Genomic DNA, 19,229 nt, shown 5'->3' on the forward strand with positions numbered 1-19,229 from the left:
ATCAGAGGCTGGTCACAATGAAAAATTACGGCGTACTATGAAAAGCAGGCATCTATTTATGCTGTCATTAGGCGGGGTCATTGGGACAGGTTTATTTTTGAATTCTGGTTATGTCATCAACCAGGCAGGACCAGGCGGAGCCCTTTTAGCTTACCTGTTTGGCGGGCTTATACTTTATTTGGTTATGGTGTGTCTTGGGGAATTAGCTGTTTATTTGCCAGTTACCGGTTCTTTTCATACGTACGCAAAAAATTATATTGGTCCGGCATCAGGATTTACCATTGGAATGGTTTACTTTATAGGTTCGGCTGTGACTGCCGGTGTTGAATTTACAGCTTCGGGTATTTTAATGCAACAGTGGTTCCCGAATACACCTGTCTGGATATGGTGTGCTCTATTCATCGTTGCTCTTTTTTTATTAAACGCCCTGACAACTAAAGCATTTGCTGAATCGGAATACTGGTTTGCCGGTATGAAGGTTCTTGCTGTGATTCTCTTCATTATCATTGGTGGAGGGGCCATTTTTGGTTTCATCTCTATGGAAGGCAGGGCTGCACCTCTTTCTTCAAATTTTACCGAGTTTGGATTATTTCCGGAAGGATTAGCAGCCGTTTTTATAACAATGCTCAATGTCGTATTTTCTTACCAAGGTAGCGAACTGATTGGGATTGCAGCGGGAGAAAGTGAAAATCCTGAAAAAGATATCCCAAAAGCCATTCGAAATGTCGTTTTCCGCATTTTCTTTTTCTATATTGCGACCACATTAGTGTTAACAGCAATATTTTCTTATAAAGAACTGGGGGTGCTTGAAAGTCCATTTGTTACAGTGCTTGAAGCCGTGGGTATTCCTTACGCAGCAAGTGTTATGAACTTTGTTGTCTTGATTGCAATTCTTTCCGTCGGTAACTCTTGTCTTTATGCTTCAACACGACTTTTATGGGTTTTTTCACATGAAAATTTAGTTCCTCGTGTTTTTGGTAAACTAACAAAACGGAAAGTACCTTTAAACGCTTTGTTATTGACTATGGTTTTCTCCCTGTTGTCTTTGTTGACAAGTTTCATGGCAGCAAACACAGTGTACATTCTGTTAACCTCGGTTGCAGGAATTGCCGTTACTATTACGTGGATGGGCATTGTTTTTTCACAATATAAGTTTCGAAAGCACTTTCTGAGAGAAGGTGGAAAAGTAGATGATTTAAAATTTTCTGTCCCCCTTTATCCATTTTTTCCACTTTTTGCTCTAGCTGTTTGTGGGGTCATACTCACTTTGCCATTATTTTATCCTGACCAACGATTAGGGTTATTTGTAGGGGCAGGATTTATTGGTGCTTGTTATCTTTATTATTACTTAAAACATGGGAGAGAGAAAAATCAAAAGACAAGTGAGGGTGAATCTCGGTATGTAAAATGACAAGAAAATATCTGCTAAGATAGGCCGCTGCTTAAAAGAGAGACAGACAACCGCTTCCGGGAACGTTTGAAAACGATGGCATGCAGGCCAGGGGTAGAGGATTATTTAAGCGAGTCAAAGGAAATGGGATTAAGAGTTGGTCTGGCCTCAAGCTCTCATTATCAATGGGTGTCTACCCATTTAAAGAACTTGGGAATCTTTGATGAATTCCAATGTATTAAAACAGCCGATGATGTGGAAAAAGTGAAACCTGACCCAGCTCTTTATTTGAAGGCAGCCGAGGCTTTACATGTAGAACCTGAAGAGTGCCTAGTATTCGAGGATTCATCCAATGGTGCTTTGGCAGCGAAAAAGGCGGGGATGTCTTGTGTGATTGTTCCTAATGAAGTAACCAATGGACTTTCCTTTTGTGAGGTGGAACATCGTCTGTCTTCTATGGATGAAGCTCGATTAAGTCAACTAGTTAAAGAGATTCAGATTTAGTCTGTTTTTACCGGGCGATGGAATTAGAAAGGAAGTCAGAAGCCTTAAGTTATTAGGTTAAGTTCCTTTCCCTTTTAAGGGAGGGCGAAGAGTGTTTAAAAAGTCCCGGCACAAAATCCGGGTAGCTGTTTCGTTCGGGTGAGAAAAGACAGCTACCCTCATTTTTTTAAATTATTGCCCGCGATATAAGTGGATCAGGTTTTGATTATTTCCTCTAGCAAATACATCGGTACGGTTTGGTCCCCAGGACACCGCTGCCGGCTCAGAGTTCAGTGACCCTCCAAGGTTTTGCCAATTAGACCAACTGGAGCCATTCCATGTTTTTAGATAAAGGTTTCGGTTTGTTCCTCGAACGAATACTTGCAATTGGTTTGGACGTGTGGAAGAAACAGCTGGGCCTGATGTCAGGGTTCCTCCAAGGCTTTCCCAGTTGCTCCAAGTGGAACCGTTCCACCATTTGTGAATTAAATCTTTATTTTGCCCCCTGGCAAAGACGTCAATTCGGTTAGGTCCCCAGGAAACAGCGGCTGGCGCTGAAGTTAGAGAGCCCCAAGGTCTTCCCATTCTTCCCATTGAGAACCGTTCCATGTTTTCTTATAAAGTCTCTGATTTGTTCCTCTAACAAAGACGTCAAGCTGGTTTGAACGGCGTGAAGAAACAGCAGGTGCACTGGTTAAGGTGCCTCCGAGGCTTTCCCAATCGCTCCACTGGTTTCCATTCCACCATTTATGATAGAGGCTGTCATCGGTTCCCCTAGCAAACACATCTATTCGGTTAGGTCCCAGGAAACGGCTGCTGGTGATGAGGTTAAGGTACCGCCAAGATTCTCCCAGTCGCTCCATTGGCGGCCGTTCCACCATTTGTGATACAGACGATCTCCAGTGCCCCTGGCAAAGACGTCAAGACGATTTGGCTGCCATGAAGCTGCCGCGGGACCGGAAGTTAAGATTCCTCCTAAGCTTTCCCACTCTGACCAGTTCGGACCAGGTTGTGGTTGACCTCCACCATTTCCAATGGCATCCAAGGTGATTTGAATGACACGTGTTAAAATTTGCTGGGTGACATTCGGTGAAATATTATATTGCCTGAAGAAAAAATTAAGCCAGGGAACGCGATTTTGGAATTGATTGTAGATTTGGCTGGCCGTTTGATTGGTGTTGGCTTGGTTAAGGGTAAAGCTGACAGCAAGGGAAAATACATAATCAATAATGCCACGGTTCATACCTGCTTGCTCTAGCTGCGCATACAAGTTGTTGTGCTGCGTACGGAGGATTTGCATAACCTCCTGTACATTTGGCCGTTGCCGAACATAGTTATTGGGGTGATCGTGGTATTGGGCCGGAATGAATGGGGGTGGCTGTTGTGAGTGTCTAAACATCTACATACCTCCTCTAATTATACAGAGACAGTATATGCAGCTTTGGGCGAAAGTGGGAATACTTTTAGCTGCATAGGCAGGTTGCCTGTGATGGTCTATGCTTTGTGAAATTGCAATAGTTGTGATAAGATAGAAGTACAAAATTAAATTGAAACCTAACTTAATTATATAAGTGTATGTTCAAAAGTTGCCGTTTATCATTTGGTGACTTTTTGAAGGGGAGTAGCGTTGGAGTTGGTTGTACCAATTCCAAAATAAAGTCGTCATTACATGGTTAACACCATCGGCTTTATTAACAAGCAATTGTTTAGCGAGACCTTTGCCTATCAGTGGCAAAGGTCTCGCTTTTTTTAATAGAAAAAATGACCAAAATGGAGAGGTGTCAAATTGAAAGTATATAAATTATCTCTGGAAAAAATGAAGCGGATGGCTGCTAATTTGCGAAAACAAGGTGTAAATGTAGAATTATGCAAGAAGCCAAATTATCTTGATATTCTTCAAAAGGAACAATTCAATGTAATAACTCATCCAAATAGATAATAATTATGAATGCAAGAACTCGTTTATAAATCGTCCTGAGAAAATGATCATTTACTAAAATAAAGGAAGGGATTTTATGAATTTTTCAAAGATAGATATGCCGAATTTTGTAAATAGAGAGCTGAAGCAAATACAGGAACTCATCTTGCCAACGATGAAAAAAGTGTCTAAATATACGTTAGGTTCTTTCCTATTAATAGCCATTTCCGTCATTAATCTGTTTAGTTTAGTCTTTATTGTTCCGAGTCATATGAGCTCGATGTTTACAATAGGCTTCTATGCGCTTATTGGGGCAGTCGGTATGGCACTTTATAAAGAGGCAAGGCTTCAGAGAAAAGAAATGAAGAAACGAAGTACGGATTATATCATCGAACGTATTCAGAAGAGTCATCTTATTTCAGATCAAAGTAAAGAGGAATATATTTCTCAAATAAAGGATAACCCTTGAAAATGTTGAACTATTTCATTAAGTTCTTGGAAGAAGAGGATAAAGCAAGTAGAGTTCAATAACAAGCAGTGAACTACAGTACAGTAGGAACAAGATGATCAAGCCTGTTTTTCACTGGAATCTAAAGGAAATATAAAAGCCCAATTTCTCTTTATAAACTAAGAGAGATTGGGCTTTTTCATAGGTTCTTAACGTTGTATTTCGACTGTATCTTAATGATTTCTCTTAGCGCAGTCCTTCTTCAGAGTGAACCATGATTCTTTTCCTAGGGTTAAGGTAGGTTTTCGGATTTATATCTTCGTTCCGATAAGCTTAAAAAGGATGAAGCGAAGTAATTAGGCTTGAAAGAAGGGGAACCTAAAATTTACGTTGAAACCATTTTTCATTTAACCAACGGCTAACCATATGATTTTTCGTTGCCAGTGTCTATTTATGTCAGAAAGTGCTTCTTATTTTTAAGAAAGCATAGCTTATAAAATATTTGTCTGTGAACTAAGGTTAAATGAAGTTTGGCTACATTCAACTTCAGTGCCAAGACGCTCTCAGATCAAATAGTGTTTGTAACCGATTTCATGATAAAATAGACAACAAAAGATTTCAGCAGGAGCGTGGAGGAATGTTAGAGATACTAGAGAACTATCGAGACGGCATCTTGGAAACCATTTTCGGCAACGTCAATCATTGTGTCGTTGTCGTCGATCGTGACGGGTTCGTCTCCTACATGAATGATAGTTATTGTGATTTCCTTGAGGTGGATAAAAAGCTCGTTCCCGGCAAACACGTCACGGAAGTGATTGAGAATACCCGGATGCATCTTGTGGTCCAGACAGAGAAAGAAGAAATAGCGGATCTCCAATATATTCGGGGAAATTATATGATTGCCCACCGAATTCCGCTCCGAGCTGATGGAAAAGTGGTCGGAGCACTAGGGATGGTTCTGTTCCGTGATACCGAGGAATGGCTGAAGCTGAACAGTCATATCAGAGACCTATTGCTGGAGTTGGAAACGTATCGTAACCAAATGAAGAAGCTGAGCGGTGTCTCGTATTCCTTGCATGATATCGTCAGCAGTTCTTCGGAGATGCACCTTCTGAAAGACAAAATTAAGAAGGTGGCCCCTGGGAATGTATCTGTTTTGTTAAGAGGAGAAAGTGGGACAGGAAAAGAGCTGTTTGCTCACAGTATCCATCATTTGAGTGAGCGAAATACGAAGCCGTTTGTCAAAGTTAATTGTGCGGCTATTCCGGAGCATTTACTGGAGTCTGAGTTGTTCGGTTATCAGGAGGGTGCTTTTACCGGTGCGAAAAAGGGAGGCAAGCCGGGGAAATTCCAGTTGGCCAATGGCGGGACGCTGTTTCTCGATGAAATTGGCGATATGCCGCTGCAAGCACAGGTGAAAATCCTGCGTGTCTTGCAGGAGGGGGAAATGGACGCAATTGGATCGGTTCATCCGCAGAAGGTAGATGTTAGAATTATCGCGGCGACGAATCAGCCGTTAGAGGGATTGATTGAGGTTCAAAAATTTCGCGAGGATTTGTTTTACAGAATCAATGTCGTACAGGTTGATGTACCGCCATTGCGAAAACGGCCGGAAGATCTCCGGGTACTGGCAAAATATTTACTGGAAAAAGTGACTCAACTCACCGGGAAACGGGTCATCGATTTCGAGGAAACGGTGTATGATTGCTTTTTGCAATATCATTGGCCTGGGAATGTTCGGGAGCTTGAAAATGTCATTGAGGCTGCCGTCCATTTGACGAGTAATGAAATGATTGAGCTTGACGATTTGCCTGATCATATTAAGCCAGATGCATATCTATTACATGATCAACAAAGCTTAAAAGCGATCATGGAAACGACGGAGCGCCAGGTGATTGAGCGGACGTTAAAAAAAGTTCAGGGAGATAAAACGAAAGCAGCTGAACTGCTTAGGATAGGAAAATCAAGTCTGTACGACAAAGTGAAAAAATACGGGTTATAAACCATTCCGAGAGGCGTCATTTTAGTAGTGGAGATTGGAAAGGATTTATCGGGGTTTCATGTTTCAATAGAGGTACACAATAGATTGGCTTCACAAGGGGGATAGGCTCACTTCCCACGAAAATCAAAGTCTTTAGCATAGATGACTTCGTTAACTAGACAATACTGAGAAATTAGGGTTGTGAACTACCCACCACTTCCCCCTTTACGGATTGCTTGAAGTGTAGGCTTCTTGGGTAATAGTCACTTTTATTAGCTGACTAAGTTGACCAAGCTAACCCTCTTGTTCCAAGAGTTTATTTATTTGTTAGGTATTCGCTAATAAACGTATGCCTTCTTTTTTGATGTTGAGGGCAGCATTGTAATCTCTAAGGACGGCGACCGTGATTATATTCGTTGTGATGGTTATTATCGAAACGGATACCTCTTATGTTTACGAAGACCACAACGGTTATCCCTCTATATAAAGTCAATTGGAATAAAACGTACATGGCGTCTTCACTTCGGGGAAGGCGTCAATTTTACTTTTTTGTGAATTTCTTTAAAAAAGTGCTTTACCTTAACGTCACGGCAACCTTTATGGTTGGGAGTAGGAAAGGGAGGATGAACCAAGTGAAAATTACGGAAGCAGCCAGAACATTACATACGACGGCTAGAACGATTCGTTTTTATGAAGAAAAAGGCTTAGTGAGGCCGCGGAAAGGTGAAAATGACTATCGTTATTATAAGGAAGTGGATTTGTGGAAGCTGCAAACCATTTTGGCGCTAAGAGAAATAGGCATGTCAACAGGGCAGATCAAAGAAGCGCTGGAAGGCGAGGTTGATAGGAAAGCCTATTTAGATCTCCAACGCTCCGTTCTGTATGAAGAATGGCTTCAAATCAAGGATATGATTACAACTGTAGATGAAATGCTAATTAAACAAAAGGAATCTACTCTCTCAACCGAGGACATTTTTATATTGGCCCATCAGCTCAAAACTATGAAACAATTGCGTAAAAGCTGGGAGGATCAATGGAATTTTAATGATCAAGCTGAAGAATATGATCAAACCCTTAAAACGACTGGCTATCGTTTTAATGTTCATGAACATTATCACGAGGCGTTGGCGAAGGTGAATGAAATAATTGAGGCCGTGCCCGGGGAATGGGGAGTGGATATAGGGACAGGAACAGGTAATTTAGCAGCCAGATTCTTAGAAAAGGGATCGAATATGATTGGGATCGACCAGTCAGAAGAAATGTTAAAGGTATGCTCTAAGAAACATCCTAAGATGGATTTGCGGCACGGCCATTTTCTGTCCTTGCCCGTCATGGATAACAAGGTTGACTTTGTCGTTTCCAGCTACGCCTTACACCATATTCCTGACCAGGAGAAGGAACTGGCACTGGGCGAGATGGATCGTGTTTTAGCGGAAAATGGACGCATTGCTCTAGCAGATTTGATGTTTAAAAATGCGGAAGAGAAGGATCGAGTACTGGCACAGTTTGAGCAGGAAGGGAATAGGGAGGCAGTTGAGGCGATACACGACGAATATTACGCCGATCGTTCAAAACTTATAAACTGGTTTAGAAAACGAGGATATCATGTAGAATCCATCCAGTTTAATTCGATTTTGTACATTCTATATGCTGAAAAGGTGAACGTATAATAAAGACGCCTGACTCCGGAGCGTTAATGGATTACATGCAATGAATAGCATTTTAAACCTCTCATTAGTTTTAACTGGTGAGAGGTTTTATTTTTACAAAATCATGAAACATTCTCCTGCGTAAAACGTATTACTAAAAAAGCTGTGCGATCCTACCCTGACATTTTCATGGCAGTAAGCATGGGTTTCATACGTGAAAAATCTCGGTTTCATTCAAGGGAGAGGGAATTATGGAGCATGTCATAACGGTTAAGAATGTATCCAAATCTTTTGGCGACGTTCAGGCAGTCAAAGATATGTCTTTTTCAGTGCAAAAAGGGGAAATCTTTGGGGTCATAGGTCCAAATGGTGCAGGGAAAACGACCACGCTCCAAATGCTTGAAGGGATCAGTAAGCCGACCAACGGCAACATTGAAGTCCTCGGACTTGTTCCCAGTAAGCACCTAAGGGAATTAAATAAACGGATTGGTGTCCAGTTCCAAGCGACGGCTATTCAGAAGAAGATGAAGGTAAAAGAAGCGCTCGACCTTTTTTCGTCTTTTTATGAAAAAACGACCCAGAGAGATTATTTGATAGAGTTATTAGGTTTGGACGAAAAGATGGATGCCCACTTCGAAGATCTATCCGGAGGCTGGCAGCAGCGTGTGACGCTTGCACTCGCAACTCTGCACAAACCAGAACTTCTATTTCTGGACGAACCAAGTATGGGACTTGATCCACATGCGCGAAGGGAAATGTGGTCGATGATTCGACTGCTGAGAGGGCAAGGATCTACCATTGTTATGACGACCCATTATATGGAGGAAGCGGAAAAACTCTGTGATCGTGTCGCCATGGTCTATAACGGGCAAATAAAGGCGCTCAATACCCCTGAAGCTTTATTAAATCAGGCAGCAGGGCAGTCCCTCATCTGTGAAAGTGATGGATTAGACTATGATGATGTGGTGTCGCTGCCTGGTGTTATACGTGTGGAAAGAGAAGGCGGGAGGTTTAAAGTGTATAGTGATGACCAGCAAAAGACCGCCTGCCACATTTTTAATTACTGTCAGGATAAGCAGCTCACCCTGACCGACTTCAAGTTTGAAAAAGGATCACTAGACGATTTATTCATTCACTACTTGGAAAAGGGGCAATAAGATGAATGCATTCGTGAAGCTCGCTGCTATCGAAACGAAAATGTTTTTTCGGGATCGACTCAATGTGTTCTGGACATTTTTATTTCCAGTTGCCATGATCTGGCTCTTCGGTTCTATGTTCGTTGGAGATCAGATGAACAGGTTAGCTTTCGCAGAAATGTTTGTCCCTTCCTGGATCGGTGTCAACATCGTGACAACATCATTCTTTACTCTCGGCACCGTATTAGCCGGATATCGGGAGACAGGTGTGTTGAGACGGTATCAATCGACCCCGCTCCAGCCTTGGAAAATCCTCGCAGCCCATACGTTTCAGGGAACCATCATTTTCACCATATCCGCCATACTGCTCCTGGTGTTCGGCATGCTGATGTATGATCTCACCTTACCAGCCTACATCGGCAGTACCTTGCTTGGACTGGTCATCAGTATTCTCGCCTTTTTCCCATTTGCATTGTTTTTGACATCACTTGCCAAAAATACGCAGGCTGCCGCAGCGATCAGTGCTTTGTTCCTGAACCTCATGCTATTTTTATCTGGAGCGACATTTCCACTTGAATTCATGCCAACCGTTCTTCAATATGCAGCAAAAGCTCTACCACTTTATTATGTGATTCAATTATTGCGGGGAACGTGGAGCGAAGCCCCTATTACGGAGTATGGCTTAGAAGTCAGTGTTCTGATTGTGATAGGAATTGTTTCCACCATCCTAGCGTCACGCTTTTTCCGTTGGAGTGAAAAGTGATGAGAAGTTCCTTGTTGGAATAGTGACAGGTTTTTCTTATGCATCTCCGAGGATCTTGAAACTTCCAGCCGCCCACATTCGTAAAATAGGTGGAAATGGAGAATGAGGAGCTGATGATCCATGGAGCACTACGGACTACCGCCCTGGTTTTGGCTGAAATTGCTTACCATCCTGGGAGCCGTTGCGATTCTTATAGGCGGCATTCCTGCCTTACTGCGACGGAAAATGGGGGCCGATAAAAAGAACTGGTTTTCGTATAACCACATTAACGAATTTCACAAAAATTGGGATTGGACATTACGAATCTTTTTTGTGATGTCCCTTATTGGATGCGTAATCATATTTCCGGGTCAGAACCGTGTCTTGTTTCTAATTTCGATGGTGTTAATCATAAGTCAACTTGGTTTGCAGTCCTATGTAGAATGGAAGATTACTAAGAATCGAGTAAATTACAAGGTTTCACTTATAGAGGTTGGGTTAACTTTTATGGTAGCGATTGGAGTAATGCTGTGGCTTGAGTAAAAACATACATTCCAGGAAGAACAGGAAGATGAAAATTATAAATACCAACGATATCCATAGCTAAAATATGAGCAAGAACAAGGAGGATAACAACCATATGGGTGCTTTCTCGGCTTTTTTACTCATTGTGTTAGCAGTTTTAGTTGATTTCTTTTGGGTTGATGTCGATCGAAAACGTTGGGGGTGGATGAAGAACTGGTCTAAGGTTCCACAAAATTATGTTTTTCTCGGGATTTATCGCTGTCTCTCTAATTATTTATGTTGGGTTAAGTCTCGAATAAAGATATTATCTGTGATAATGCCTTTTTGTACTTTTTAGCTCTGCCAGTATAGTGGTGTGGTCTGAGAGAAGGGGGGAGTTAATTATTGTAGGTCATGATCATTTTTGCAGGAATTGGAATTAACGTTCACTTTGCTATGAAAACGTTCAACATAAGACAAAGAAGAGCAAAGTGCAATCCACCGTATGGGTAGGGGCAGGCTTGGTGTTTGTTTTTTAACAAAGTAGTCTTAACAACAAATAGGCTAGAAGAAGCGGTTCTTTGTAAGTGTTCATTTTTTACATAGTTTGGTTTAATCATGATCATTGCTTGGTGGTTTGTTAAATTGGTAAAATAGTACCAGTTGTAAGTGGAGGTGGTAGCTTGAACAGCGATATTGTATTTTATTCGACAGCTTTCGTAGGGCATCTAGTAGCCTTTAGTTTGGCAATAGTGATATTTTCTACGATATTCCTTCAAGATAAGAGAAAAGGCTACATGATATTATCTGCCATTATAGTGTTAAATCTTTACACACTGATCATTGGTTTTGAATTTTCAACCCTGATGGGGATCGGATTCCTACTTGTTGATGTTTGTATAGGAATTGCGACATGTCTGATAATTCAAAGGAATAGAACCAATAAGCAGAAAAGGAAGCGGACTGTTAAGAGTAGAAGTTCGTCGGGAAGGAGCTTGAATAAAGACGCCTGACCCTTAGCACGCGTGAAGACAAGTATACATCGATTTAAAAGGCTCCCTTAACGGACAGGGAGGTGATTCAAACGTTTTACCAGGGAGCCTCACCTCCCGTTCTCAAGCAATTTGAACAGCTTCTCTCGTAATATGAGTCGGCCATCCAAACCATGTTGAGTTCAATGAATAAATTTGAACCTTCTTTCAACGGTGTCAATTTTGAAAAAAATAAGCAGTACGAGTTATAAATCATTCCGAAAATCCGAAAAACCATTCCGAGATGCTGGAATGGTTTATTTTTTGCTCTGTGAGTAAGGGTTTTCATTACTATTGGGGTAGGAGTTGATCTGCTTTTCCAGAAATCCGTAACGAGACCACACCTTACTCAGGAGTGAATCCCGCTTCATGATTAGTTTTATCTATAGAATTAAAGTTGGCACGCTTCTTGCATTATTAGATGGTGGAAGGGAGTGTGACATGATGAAGACGATTTACACATCATTTGAAGAAGCAGTAAAAGAAATCAAAGACCATTCGACGATCATGGTCGGGGGATTTGGATTGGTGGGGATCCCGGAGAACTTGATACTCTCGTTGGTAGAAAGGAACGTGAAGCATCTAACGGTGATTTCGAATAATTGTGGCGTGGATGACTGGGGGCTTGGTTTACTCCTCAAAAATAAACAGATTGACAAGATGATCGGTTCATATGTTGGAGAGAACAAAGAATTTGAACGTCAGGTGTTGGCGGGTGAGCTCGAGGTGGAGCTGACTCCGCAAGGGACATTGGCCGAACGAATCCGGGCTGGTGGAGCAGGAATCCCAGCTTTTTATACCCAGGCAGGCGTGGGAACACCGCTGGCAGAAGGGCAAGAAATCCGTAATTTTGACGGCAAGGATTATATGCTGGTCACAGGATTGAAGGCAGATTTCACGTTAGTTCGAGCAGCTAGAGGAGATCGGAATGGAAACCTGATCTACAATAAAACAGCTCGTAATTTTAATCCGATGATGGCAGCGGCCGGACAGATGACGATTGCTGAAGTGGAGGAATTGGTTGAGCTAGGAGCACTAGACCCAGAACATATCCACACACCGGGAATTTACGTGCAAGGTTTGGTCGAAGGGCAGCAAGAGAAAAGAATTGAGCGGCTTACATTACGCCAACACGCCTAACAGGAGGGAAAAGCAATGGATAAAGCAATAGTGAGAGAAAAGATTGCCAGACGAGCCGAACAGGAAATTGAAAGCGGTTACTACGTTAACTTAGGCATCGGAATGCCGACGATGGTGGCCAATTATATCCAAGCAGATAAAGAGGTTGTTCTCCAATCAGAGAACGGGTTGCTCGGAATCGGCAGATCACCTTACAAGGAAGAAGTTGATCCTGACTTAATCAATGCCGGAAAAGAGACCGTCACCGCGTCCGTTGGGGCTTCCTACTGCAGCAGTGCTGAATCGTTTGCCATGATCCGTGGGGAGCACCTTGATCTGGCTATTCTTGGTGGCATGGAAGTTTCGCAATCGGGGGACTTGGCCAATTGGATGATTCCTGGAAAAATGATCAAAGGCATGGGTGGTGCAATGGATATCGTCCATGGAGCAAAGAAAATCGTCATTATCATGGATCACGTAAATAAGCATGGAGAACCAAAAATATTGAAGGAATGCGAACTTCCTTTAACAGGTAAATGTGTGGTAAATCGGCTCATTACCGACCGTGCCGTCATTGATGTAACGGAAAAAGGGCTTGTACTTGTCGAGGTCGCAGAGGGATGGACGGTAGAAGATGTGGTTAACTCGACAGGAGCAGATTTGACACTCTGCGAGAACCTTCTATCAGCGGCATACTAACAATTTTCCTAAGGAGAGGTGAGGGGTAATGGTAGATAACAAAATCGTGTTTATTACAGGAGCGGGTAGTGGAATCGGCTACGAAATCGGCGTTGAATTTGCAAAAAACGGTGCCAAAGTCGTGTTCAGTGATATTAATGAAGAAAAAGTAAACGAAGCGGTCGAGAAGCTAACGGAGGCAGGCTATGAATGCATTGGCCTCAAATGTGACGTCACAAAGGAAGAGGAATTACAACAAGCGATCGATCAGACGGTTGCAAAATACGGAAGACTTGATGTCTTGCTTAACAACGCCGGTTTGCAGCATGTGGCCGCGATTGAGGACTTTCCAACCGATAAATTCGAATTTATTACGAAAGTCATGCTCGTAGCCCCGTTTATGGCGACAAAACATGTCTTCCCAATTATGAAAAAACAAGGTTCAGGCCGAATCATTAATATGTCTTCGATCAACGGGCTGATCGGTTTTGCTGGGAAAGCTGCTTACAACAGCTCGAAGCATGGCGTCATCGGATTAACCAAGGTTACGGCATTAGAAGGAGCGGAACATGGCATCACTGTAAACGCCGTCTGCCCAGGTTATGTCGACACCCCGCTCGTCCGCAACCAACTGGAGGATCTGGCCAAGAATCGCGACGTGTCAATCGAGAAGGTGCTGGAAGAAGTTATTTACCCGCTCGTTCCGCAAAAGCGGCTGTTGACTGTTCAGGAAATTGCAGACTATACCTTGTTTCTGGCAAGTGACAAGTCAAAAGGAGTCACGGGCCAGGCTGTTGTGATTGATGGCGGGTACACGGCGCAATAACTTAGCCACCCCTGATCTCCCCGCGAATCGAGGGAGGTCATAAGCGTAACGGTTATAAGAATCGTACAGATAAAAGGTCTACTAGCAACGATTAAACGATTGGAGGAATCGTAATGTTTGGAATTTTACTAGGTCTTGTCGTGTTGATGGTACTCGCCTATCTGGGCTGGTCCATCATCTGGGTGGCTCCGATCGCCGCAGGAGTTGTGGCGATCACAGGCGGACTCGATTTATTAGAAGCCTATACAGACACCTATATGGGCGGATTTGTCGGATTTGCGAAAGACTGGTTCCCTGTCTTTATGCTTGGAGCTATTTTTGGAAAATTAATGGAGGATACCGGGATGGCCCGATCGGTGGCCGTTGCGTTGACAAAAGTCATTGGCACAAGTCGAGCGATTCTCGGTGTGCTCGTCTCCGCTGCCGTTCTTACTTATGGAGGGGTCAGCCTGTTTGTCGTCGTATTCGCTGTCTACCCACTCGCCCTTTCCCTTTTTCGTGAGGCGAACATCAGCAGAAAACTAATCCCGGCGACAGTGGCATTAGGTGCCTTCACCTTTACCATGACCGCTATTCCAGGAACACCACAAATTCAAAACCTGATCCCAATGGAATATTTCCAAACAGATCCGACGGCCGCACCAGCCATGGGGATCATTGCTGCGATTATAATGGCTGTCGGAGGGTACTTGTATTTACGCTGGCAGGAAAAGAAACTCACAGCCAAAGGTGAAGTCTTCACAGAACCAAAAGATAAAAAAATCGTTGAAGTGGAAGACGGAGACGACCCGAATTTCCTATTGTCGATCCTGCCACTATTAACCGTACTTATTATATTGAATATTTTTAGATGGGATGTTGTAACCGCTCTCATAGCAGGAATCATTTTAATTATGCTGTTGAACGTCACCAAATTCAAACGCTTCATCAAATCAATCAACAGCGGCGCCAACGGCTCAGTCATTGCGATTATCAACACTAGCGCAGCCGTCGGTTTCGGTACAGTTGTAAAAGAAGTCCCAGGTTTCCAGCGTCTAACGGAATTATTAATGGGCGTAAAAGGAAACCCACTGATCTCAGAAGCCATCGCCGTCAACGTCCTCGCAGGTGCAACAGGTTCAGCTTCCGGCGGGATGGGGATCGCCCTCGAAGCACTAGGGGACAAATATTATCAAATTGCCCAGAATACCGGGATTAGCCCAGAAGCCTTCCACCGTATCGCCTCTCTGTCATCCGGCGGACTGGACGCCCTGCCGCATAACGGAGCGGTATTGACGTTATTTGCTATTACTGGTATGACCCACAAAGACAGCTACAAAGATATCTTCGTTGTAGCCGTACTTATCCCGGTCATTTCTGTTGCTGTTGTTATTCTGTTGGCATCGATTGGTATTCTTTAATTAGATAATATTTTTAAATTTTGAGAAAACATGAGAATATAAAAGAAGATTTAATTTTCTTGGAGGAGTGAATCGTATGAAAAAGATAGACGTTTCTGTTATCGCAGGTGATGGAATTGGAAAAGAAGTCATGCCGGAAGCCCTTAAAGTACTAGAAACCGTCGCTGACGTTCACGGTGGACTGTCCTTTTCCTTTAAGCATTATCCATGGAGCTGTGATTATTACATAGAACATAACGAAATGATGCCAGAGGATGGGTTGGATCAGTTGCAAGAAAGTGATGCCGTATTTTTAAGTGCTGTAGGCGATCCTAATCTGGTACCTGATCACATTTCCTTGTGGGGGTTGCTCGTTAAGATTAGACGCGAGTTTGAGCAAGTAATTAATATTCGGCCGGCTAAGCAAATGAAAGGGATCCAGTCCCCACTAGTGCATCCCAATGATTTTGACTTAATGGTGGTTCGTGAAAATAGTGAAGGGGAGTACAGTGAAGCTGGGGGAAGGATCCATCGTGGGGAAGATGAACTGGCTATCCAAAATGCTATTTTTACGAGAAAAGGGATTGAGCGGGCTGTGGAGTATGGCTTCCAGCTTGCCCAAAGTCGTAGAGGCCATGTGACGAGTGCCACCAAGTCAAATGGGATTGTTCATTCTATGCCATTCTGGGACAGTGTTTTCGAGAGTGTTGCAGAGAAATACCCGGATGTGAAGACGGCTTCTAATCATATTGATGCGTTAGCGTCCTTCTTTGTCACGCGTCCGCAAGAATTTGATGTGATTGTTGCAAGTAATTTGTTTGGAGACATTCTAACAGATGTGGGGGCGGCGATTATGGGAAGCATTGGGATTGCGCCAGCTGCAAACATTAATATGAATGGAAAATATCCTTCGATGTTTGAACCTGTACATGGTTCGGCGCCTGATATTTATGGTAAAGGAATTGCTAACCCAATCGGGCAAATTTGGACAGGGAAAATGATGTTGGATCATTTTGGTGAACATGAACTAGGAAATACATTACTACAAGTGATTGAGGAAGTTTTACAGGATGGGATTAAGACTCCTGATATTGGCGGAACATCGAGTACGACGGAAGTTTCAGATGCAATCGTTACTAGACTAAAAGCGCTAAAGTAGATTGAAAGAATGTAAAAGAATAAAGGATGATAAGAATGGATGAAATCCGCAACATTTATTGTGTTGGCCGAAACTACGTCGAACATGCTCATGAACTCAATAATCAAGTTCCCACATCTCCACTGCTTTTTTCTAAGCCTACTCACTCCCTTGTGAAAGCAAACGGAGAAGAGATTACTCTTCCAGGCGATCGGGGAGCTGTCCATTATGAAGCCGAGTTAGTGATTCGGATTGGACAACCGTATAAAAAAGGGATGAAAGTTGATGAACTCGTTGATCGTATGGCAATTGGTATCGATTTTACCTTACGCGATGTCCAAAGTGATTTGAAGAAAAAAGGTCACCCCTGGGTATTGGCAAAGGGTTTTTCAAACTCGGCCGTCTTAAGTGAATTTATTGATTTTCCTGGTGTGGAGCAATGTGAAAAAAGCAATTTCAGCCTTTTATTAAATGGGGAACAGGTTCAGCTTGGTACGATCCAACATTTAATTTTTGATTTACAGACATTGATCGATTATACTGCGCTGCACTTAGGTCTTGGAGAGGGAGATGTGATTTTTACGGGGACTCCTCAAGGTGTGGGCGAGGTGTCTGATGGGGATGAGTTGTCTTTGTTATGGCGTGAAGGAAAACTGGGGGACTGCACGATTAAACTTACTTAAAACTCTATTTAGTTTTTATCCATAGCAGACCATTAAAAGCTCACCATTGCCTTCCTAAGCAATGGTGAGCTTTTATGTTTCTAGATAAGAGGGGTATCTACATTTTATTTTTTTCTGTTTGGACATATATGAATCAATTTCATAATGGCTCTATTTAAAAAAGCTGAGTCGTTCAGGATTTTGGTTTGATTGTTAATTGAATTAAACGAAAACCCTGGTTCATTTTGGAATATTTTTCCCAATAATGAACCGGAGTTTCATATTTGAGGAGGTATTTCTTCCTTTTTTACTTCATGAGCTTCAGTATTCATTTGATGCTGACTGTGAAAATGGCTATCGCTTCCTGTATATGCATGCCATCGAGGCCCGAAGATGATACAACTTCAATTTGATAATATGGTTAATCGACCCATTGAAGGAGCCACTGAGTGGAATCATTACACTATATGACGATTTGCTTTCTTTTACAGTGGCCCCTGACTATTGTGTTCATTTACGATCAGCTAAAGGGAACGATTCCCATTAGAAAAGCCGCCATTAATAAGACAACACTGAATCCCCACATCCAAAACAAGGAATAGCGGATATGGCGTCCCATCTCTAAGCCAGTTAGACCAAGAGCAAGCCAAAGAGCTGGTGCGAATGGACTGATAAAGGTCCCGATAATGTTACCGATAATCATAGTGTGAGCCGTCGTAATAGATGTAATGCCAAAGTCAGTAGTAATTTGTTCAATGATTGGGAATAGGGCAAAGTAAAAAGCGTCTGTGCTTAACAACAAGGAAAACGGCACTCCGAGTAATCCGATAATCAGATGTAAATAAGGGAGAACAAAAGATGGTATAATTTTCACCAGATCCTCTGACATTGCCTCCAACATACCCGTTCCGTTTAAAATTCCCAAAAACGAGCCAGCGGCCATGATAATTGCTGCCATTAATAGAGCGCTTGGAGCGTGTGCTTTTATGCGATTCATTTGGTCGTTTACTTGCGGATAATTGAGCGGGAGTGCAATGCTTAACCCTATCATAAAGACAAAACCAGCCGGGATAACACCCCATACGAGCACGCCAATGACCCCTAAGGTCAAGCCGAGGTTCAGCCATATTAGGTTGGGACGTAACAGCGAGCTATTTTTGCTATTGGTATTATTTTGACCACCATCAATAACAGGTGGGGCCTCCGTTGCTGCCGCCACTTCTGAGGAACTTGCTACTAATTGGAATCTGGCAATACGCTTTTTTTCGCGAATCGCTAAAATGACAGCCATCCCCATTAACAACACCATGCCCACAATTTGAAGAGGGATGAGAGGGCGCCATAAGTCAGTTGGGTCCATATTTAAGACTGAAGCTGTTCGACCTATTGGCCCTCCCCAAGGTGCCATATTCATAATACTGGCACTTGTCCCTACTAGTAATAACAGTAAGTAAGGACTCATATTTAAGCGTTTATACAATGGTAATAATGCTGGTAAGGTGATTAAGAAAGTTGAAGCACCGGATCCATCCAGGTGAGCGATCGCTGCCACGATCACTGTTCCGACAGCTACTGAAATAACATTTCCGCCTGAAACCGCCACCATTTTTTTAATCATAGGATCAAAAAGACCGGCGTCTTGCATAACACCGAAAAATAAAATCGCAAATACGAACATGATAACAACTTCCATAACAGAACCGATACCCTCTTCAAAAAAGGTGCCCAGTTCCCCTACACTGAATCCAGCAATGATTGCTCCGATTATTGGCACGAGCACTAATCCGACAATCGGTGAGATTCGCCCGCTAATTAAGAGTAGAACAATAGCTAGTATGGTAAGAAATCCAATTAAACTAAGCATAAATTGTCTCCTTTCTAAAACGCGAATTTTTTTGATAAAGAGGTTTAATGAACCACTAGTGATAAAATACAGTTACTTAAAACGCTTACATAAATGTGTGTGAGTAACCTACTATTACTTTATTCTAATCTCTCTTTTGATCATAAAACATTGCACGAGTTATGTAACGGTTGTGAGTTTATTGGCTTAATAAAATGATTTGACTATTTTGACTATTTTGTGTACACAAAATGCACAATAGCATGAAAGCCATTGTGTTAATGAAGAAGGGTCCTGTTATA

17 protein-coding genes and 1 pseudogene are annotated in these 19,229 nt (G+C 42.6%); 14 read left to right on the top strand and 4 right to left on the bottom strand.

What is annotated here, in order from left to right; all coding sequences use genetic code 11:
* Positions 1-37 precede the first annotated feature (37 nt).
* Complete coding sequence (locus tag MUO14_RS18035; protein ID WP_244755655.1) at positions 38-1,411, top strand: amino acid permease; 1,374 nt, start codon at positions 38-40, stop codon at positions 1,409-1,411.
* Between the two features lie 51 nt (positions 1,412-1,462).
* Positions 1,463-1,894 (top strand): annotated as a pseudogene (locus MUO14_RS18040) (HAD-IA family hydrolase); the annotation flags it as partial.
* 171 nt (positions 1,895-2,065) lie between these two features.
* On the opposite strand, the gene MUO14_RS18045 reads toward MUO14_RS18040, so the two are convergent.
* The 3 genes from MUO14_RS18045 to MUO14_RS18050 are packed head-to-tail and all read right to left on the bottom strand — an operon-like array spanning position 2,066 to position 3,272.
* Positions 2,066-2,458, bottom strand: a complete 393-nt coding sequence (locus tag MUO14_RS18045) for a DUF346 domain-containing protein (protein ID WP_244751963.1) — start codon at positions 2,456-2,458, stop codon at positions 2,066-2,068.
* Entirely contained in the window at positions 2,434-2,754 is a 321-nt protein-coding gene (locus MUO14_RS24860) for a DUF8189 domain-containing protein (protein ID WP_396265716.1), read from the bottom strand. Before MUO14_RS24860 ends, MUO14_RS18045 begins: the two co-directional genes overlap by 25 nt.
* A complete protein-coding gene (locus tag MUO14_RS18050) occupies positions 2,661-3,272 on the bottom strand; it encodes a DUF8189 domain-containing protein (protein WP_244751964.1) in 612 nt (203 codons plus the stop codon). The genes MUO14_RS24860 and MUO14_RS18050 overlap by 94 nt, the downstream gene beginning before the upstream one ends.
* A 616-nt stretch (positions 3,273-3,888) precedes the next feature.
* On the opposite strand from MUO14_RS18050, the gene MUO14_RS18055 reads away from it, so the two are divergent.
* From MUO14_RS18055 to MUO14_RS18110, 12 genes are all read left to right on the top strand, one after another.
* Entirely contained in the window at positions 3,889-4,260 is a 372-nt protein-coding gene (locus MUO14_RS18055; RefSeq protein WP_244751965.1) for a DUF5392 family protein, read from the top strand.
* 616 nt (positions 4,261-4,876) lie between these two features.
* The gene (locus MUO14_RS18060; RefSeq protein ID WP_244751966.1) at positions 4,877-6,241 is read left to right on the top strand and encodes a sigma-54 interaction domain-containing protein; all 1,365 of its coding nucleotides are present in this window, start codon (positions 4,877-4,879) and stop codon (positions 6,239-6,241) included.
* A 611-nt stretch (positions 6,242-6,852) separates the two neighbouring features.
* Complete coding sequence (locus MUO14_RS18065; RefSeq protein WP_244751967.1) at positions 6,853-7,890, top strand: MerR family transcriptional regulator; 1,038 nt, start codon at positions 6,853-6,855, stop codon at positions 7,888-7,890.
* Positions 7,891-8,120: 230 nt separating this feature from the next.
* Complete coding sequence (locus MUO14_RS18070; protein ID WP_244751968.1) at positions 8,121-9,026, top strand: ABC transporter ATP-binding protein; 906 nt, start codon at positions 8,121-8,123, stop codon at positions 9,024-9,026.
* Between the two features lies 1 nt (position 9,027).
* On the top strand, positions 9,028-9,768 hold the full coding sequence (locus MUO14_RS18075) for an ABC transporter permease (protein ID WP_244751969.1): 741 nt from the start codon (positions 9,028-9,030) through the stop codon (positions 9,766-9,768).
* A 120-nt stretch (positions 9,769-9,888) separates the two neighbouring features.
* A complete protein-coding gene (locus MUO14_RS18080) occupies positions 9,889-10,290 on the top strand; it encodes a DUF4181 domain-containing protein (RefSeq protein WP_244751970.1) in 402 nt (133 codons plus the stop codon).
* A 1,436-nt stretch (positions 10,291-11,726) separates the two neighbouring features.
* Positions 11,727-12,422, top strand: coding sequence for a CoA transferase subunit A (locus tag MUO14_RS18085; RefSeq protein WP_244755656.1), 696 nt, complete (start codon positions 11,727-11,729; stop codon positions 12,420-12,422).
* A 15-nt stretch (positions 12,423-12,437) separates the two neighbouring features.
* Entirely contained in the window at positions 12,438-13,100 is a 663-nt protein-coding gene (locus MUO14_RS18090; RefSeq protein WP_244751971.1) for a 3-oxoacid CoA-transferase subunit B, read from the top strand.
* A gap of 28 nt (positions 13,101-13,128) precedes the next feature.
* Positions 13,129-13,905 carry a 3-hydroxybutyrate dehydrogenase gene (locus tag MUO14_RS18095; protein WP_244751972.1) on the top strand — a complete coding sequence of 259 codons (777 nt, stop codon included), beginning with the start codon at positions 13,129-13,131 and terminating at the stop codon, positions 13,903-13,905.
* Positions 13,906-14,018: 113 nt separating this feature from the next.
* Positions 14,019-15,305, top strand: a complete 1,287-nt coding sequence (locus tag MUO14_RS18100; protein WP_244751973.1) for a GntP family permease — start codon at positions 14,019-14,021, stop codon at positions 15,303-15,305.
* A gap of 76 nt (positions 15,306-15,381) precedes the next feature.
* Complete coding sequence (locus MUO14_RS18105; RefSeq protein WP_244751974.1) at positions 15,382-16,443, top strand: tartrate dehydrogenase; 1,062 nt, start codon at positions 15,382-15,384, stop codon at positions 16,441-16,443.
* 35 nt (positions 16,444-16,478) lie between these two features.
* The gene (locus tag MUO14_RS18110) at positions 16,479-17,105 is read left to right on the top strand and encodes a fumarylacetoacetate hydrolase family protein (protein ID WP_244751975.1); all 627 of its coding nucleotides are present in this window, start codon (positions 16,479-16,481) and stop codon (positions 17,103-17,105) included.
* 499 nt (positions 17,106-17,604) lie between these two features.
* On the opposite strand, the gene MUO14_RS18115 is transcribed toward MUO14_RS18110, so the two are convergent.
* Positions 17,605-18,948 (bottom strand): CitMHS family transporter, encoded by a 1,344-nt coding sequence (locus MUO14_RS18115; RefSeq protein ID WP_244751976.1) that lies wholly within the window; start codon positions 18,946-18,948, stop codon positions 17,605-17,607.
* Positions 18,949-19,229 lie beyond the last annotated feature (281 nt).

It is taken from the genome of Halobacillus shinanisalinarum, assembly GCF_022919835.1.
Classification (GTDB): Bacteria; Bacillota; Bacilli; order Bacillales; family Halobacillaceae; genus Halobacillus_A; species Halobacillus_A shinanisalinarum.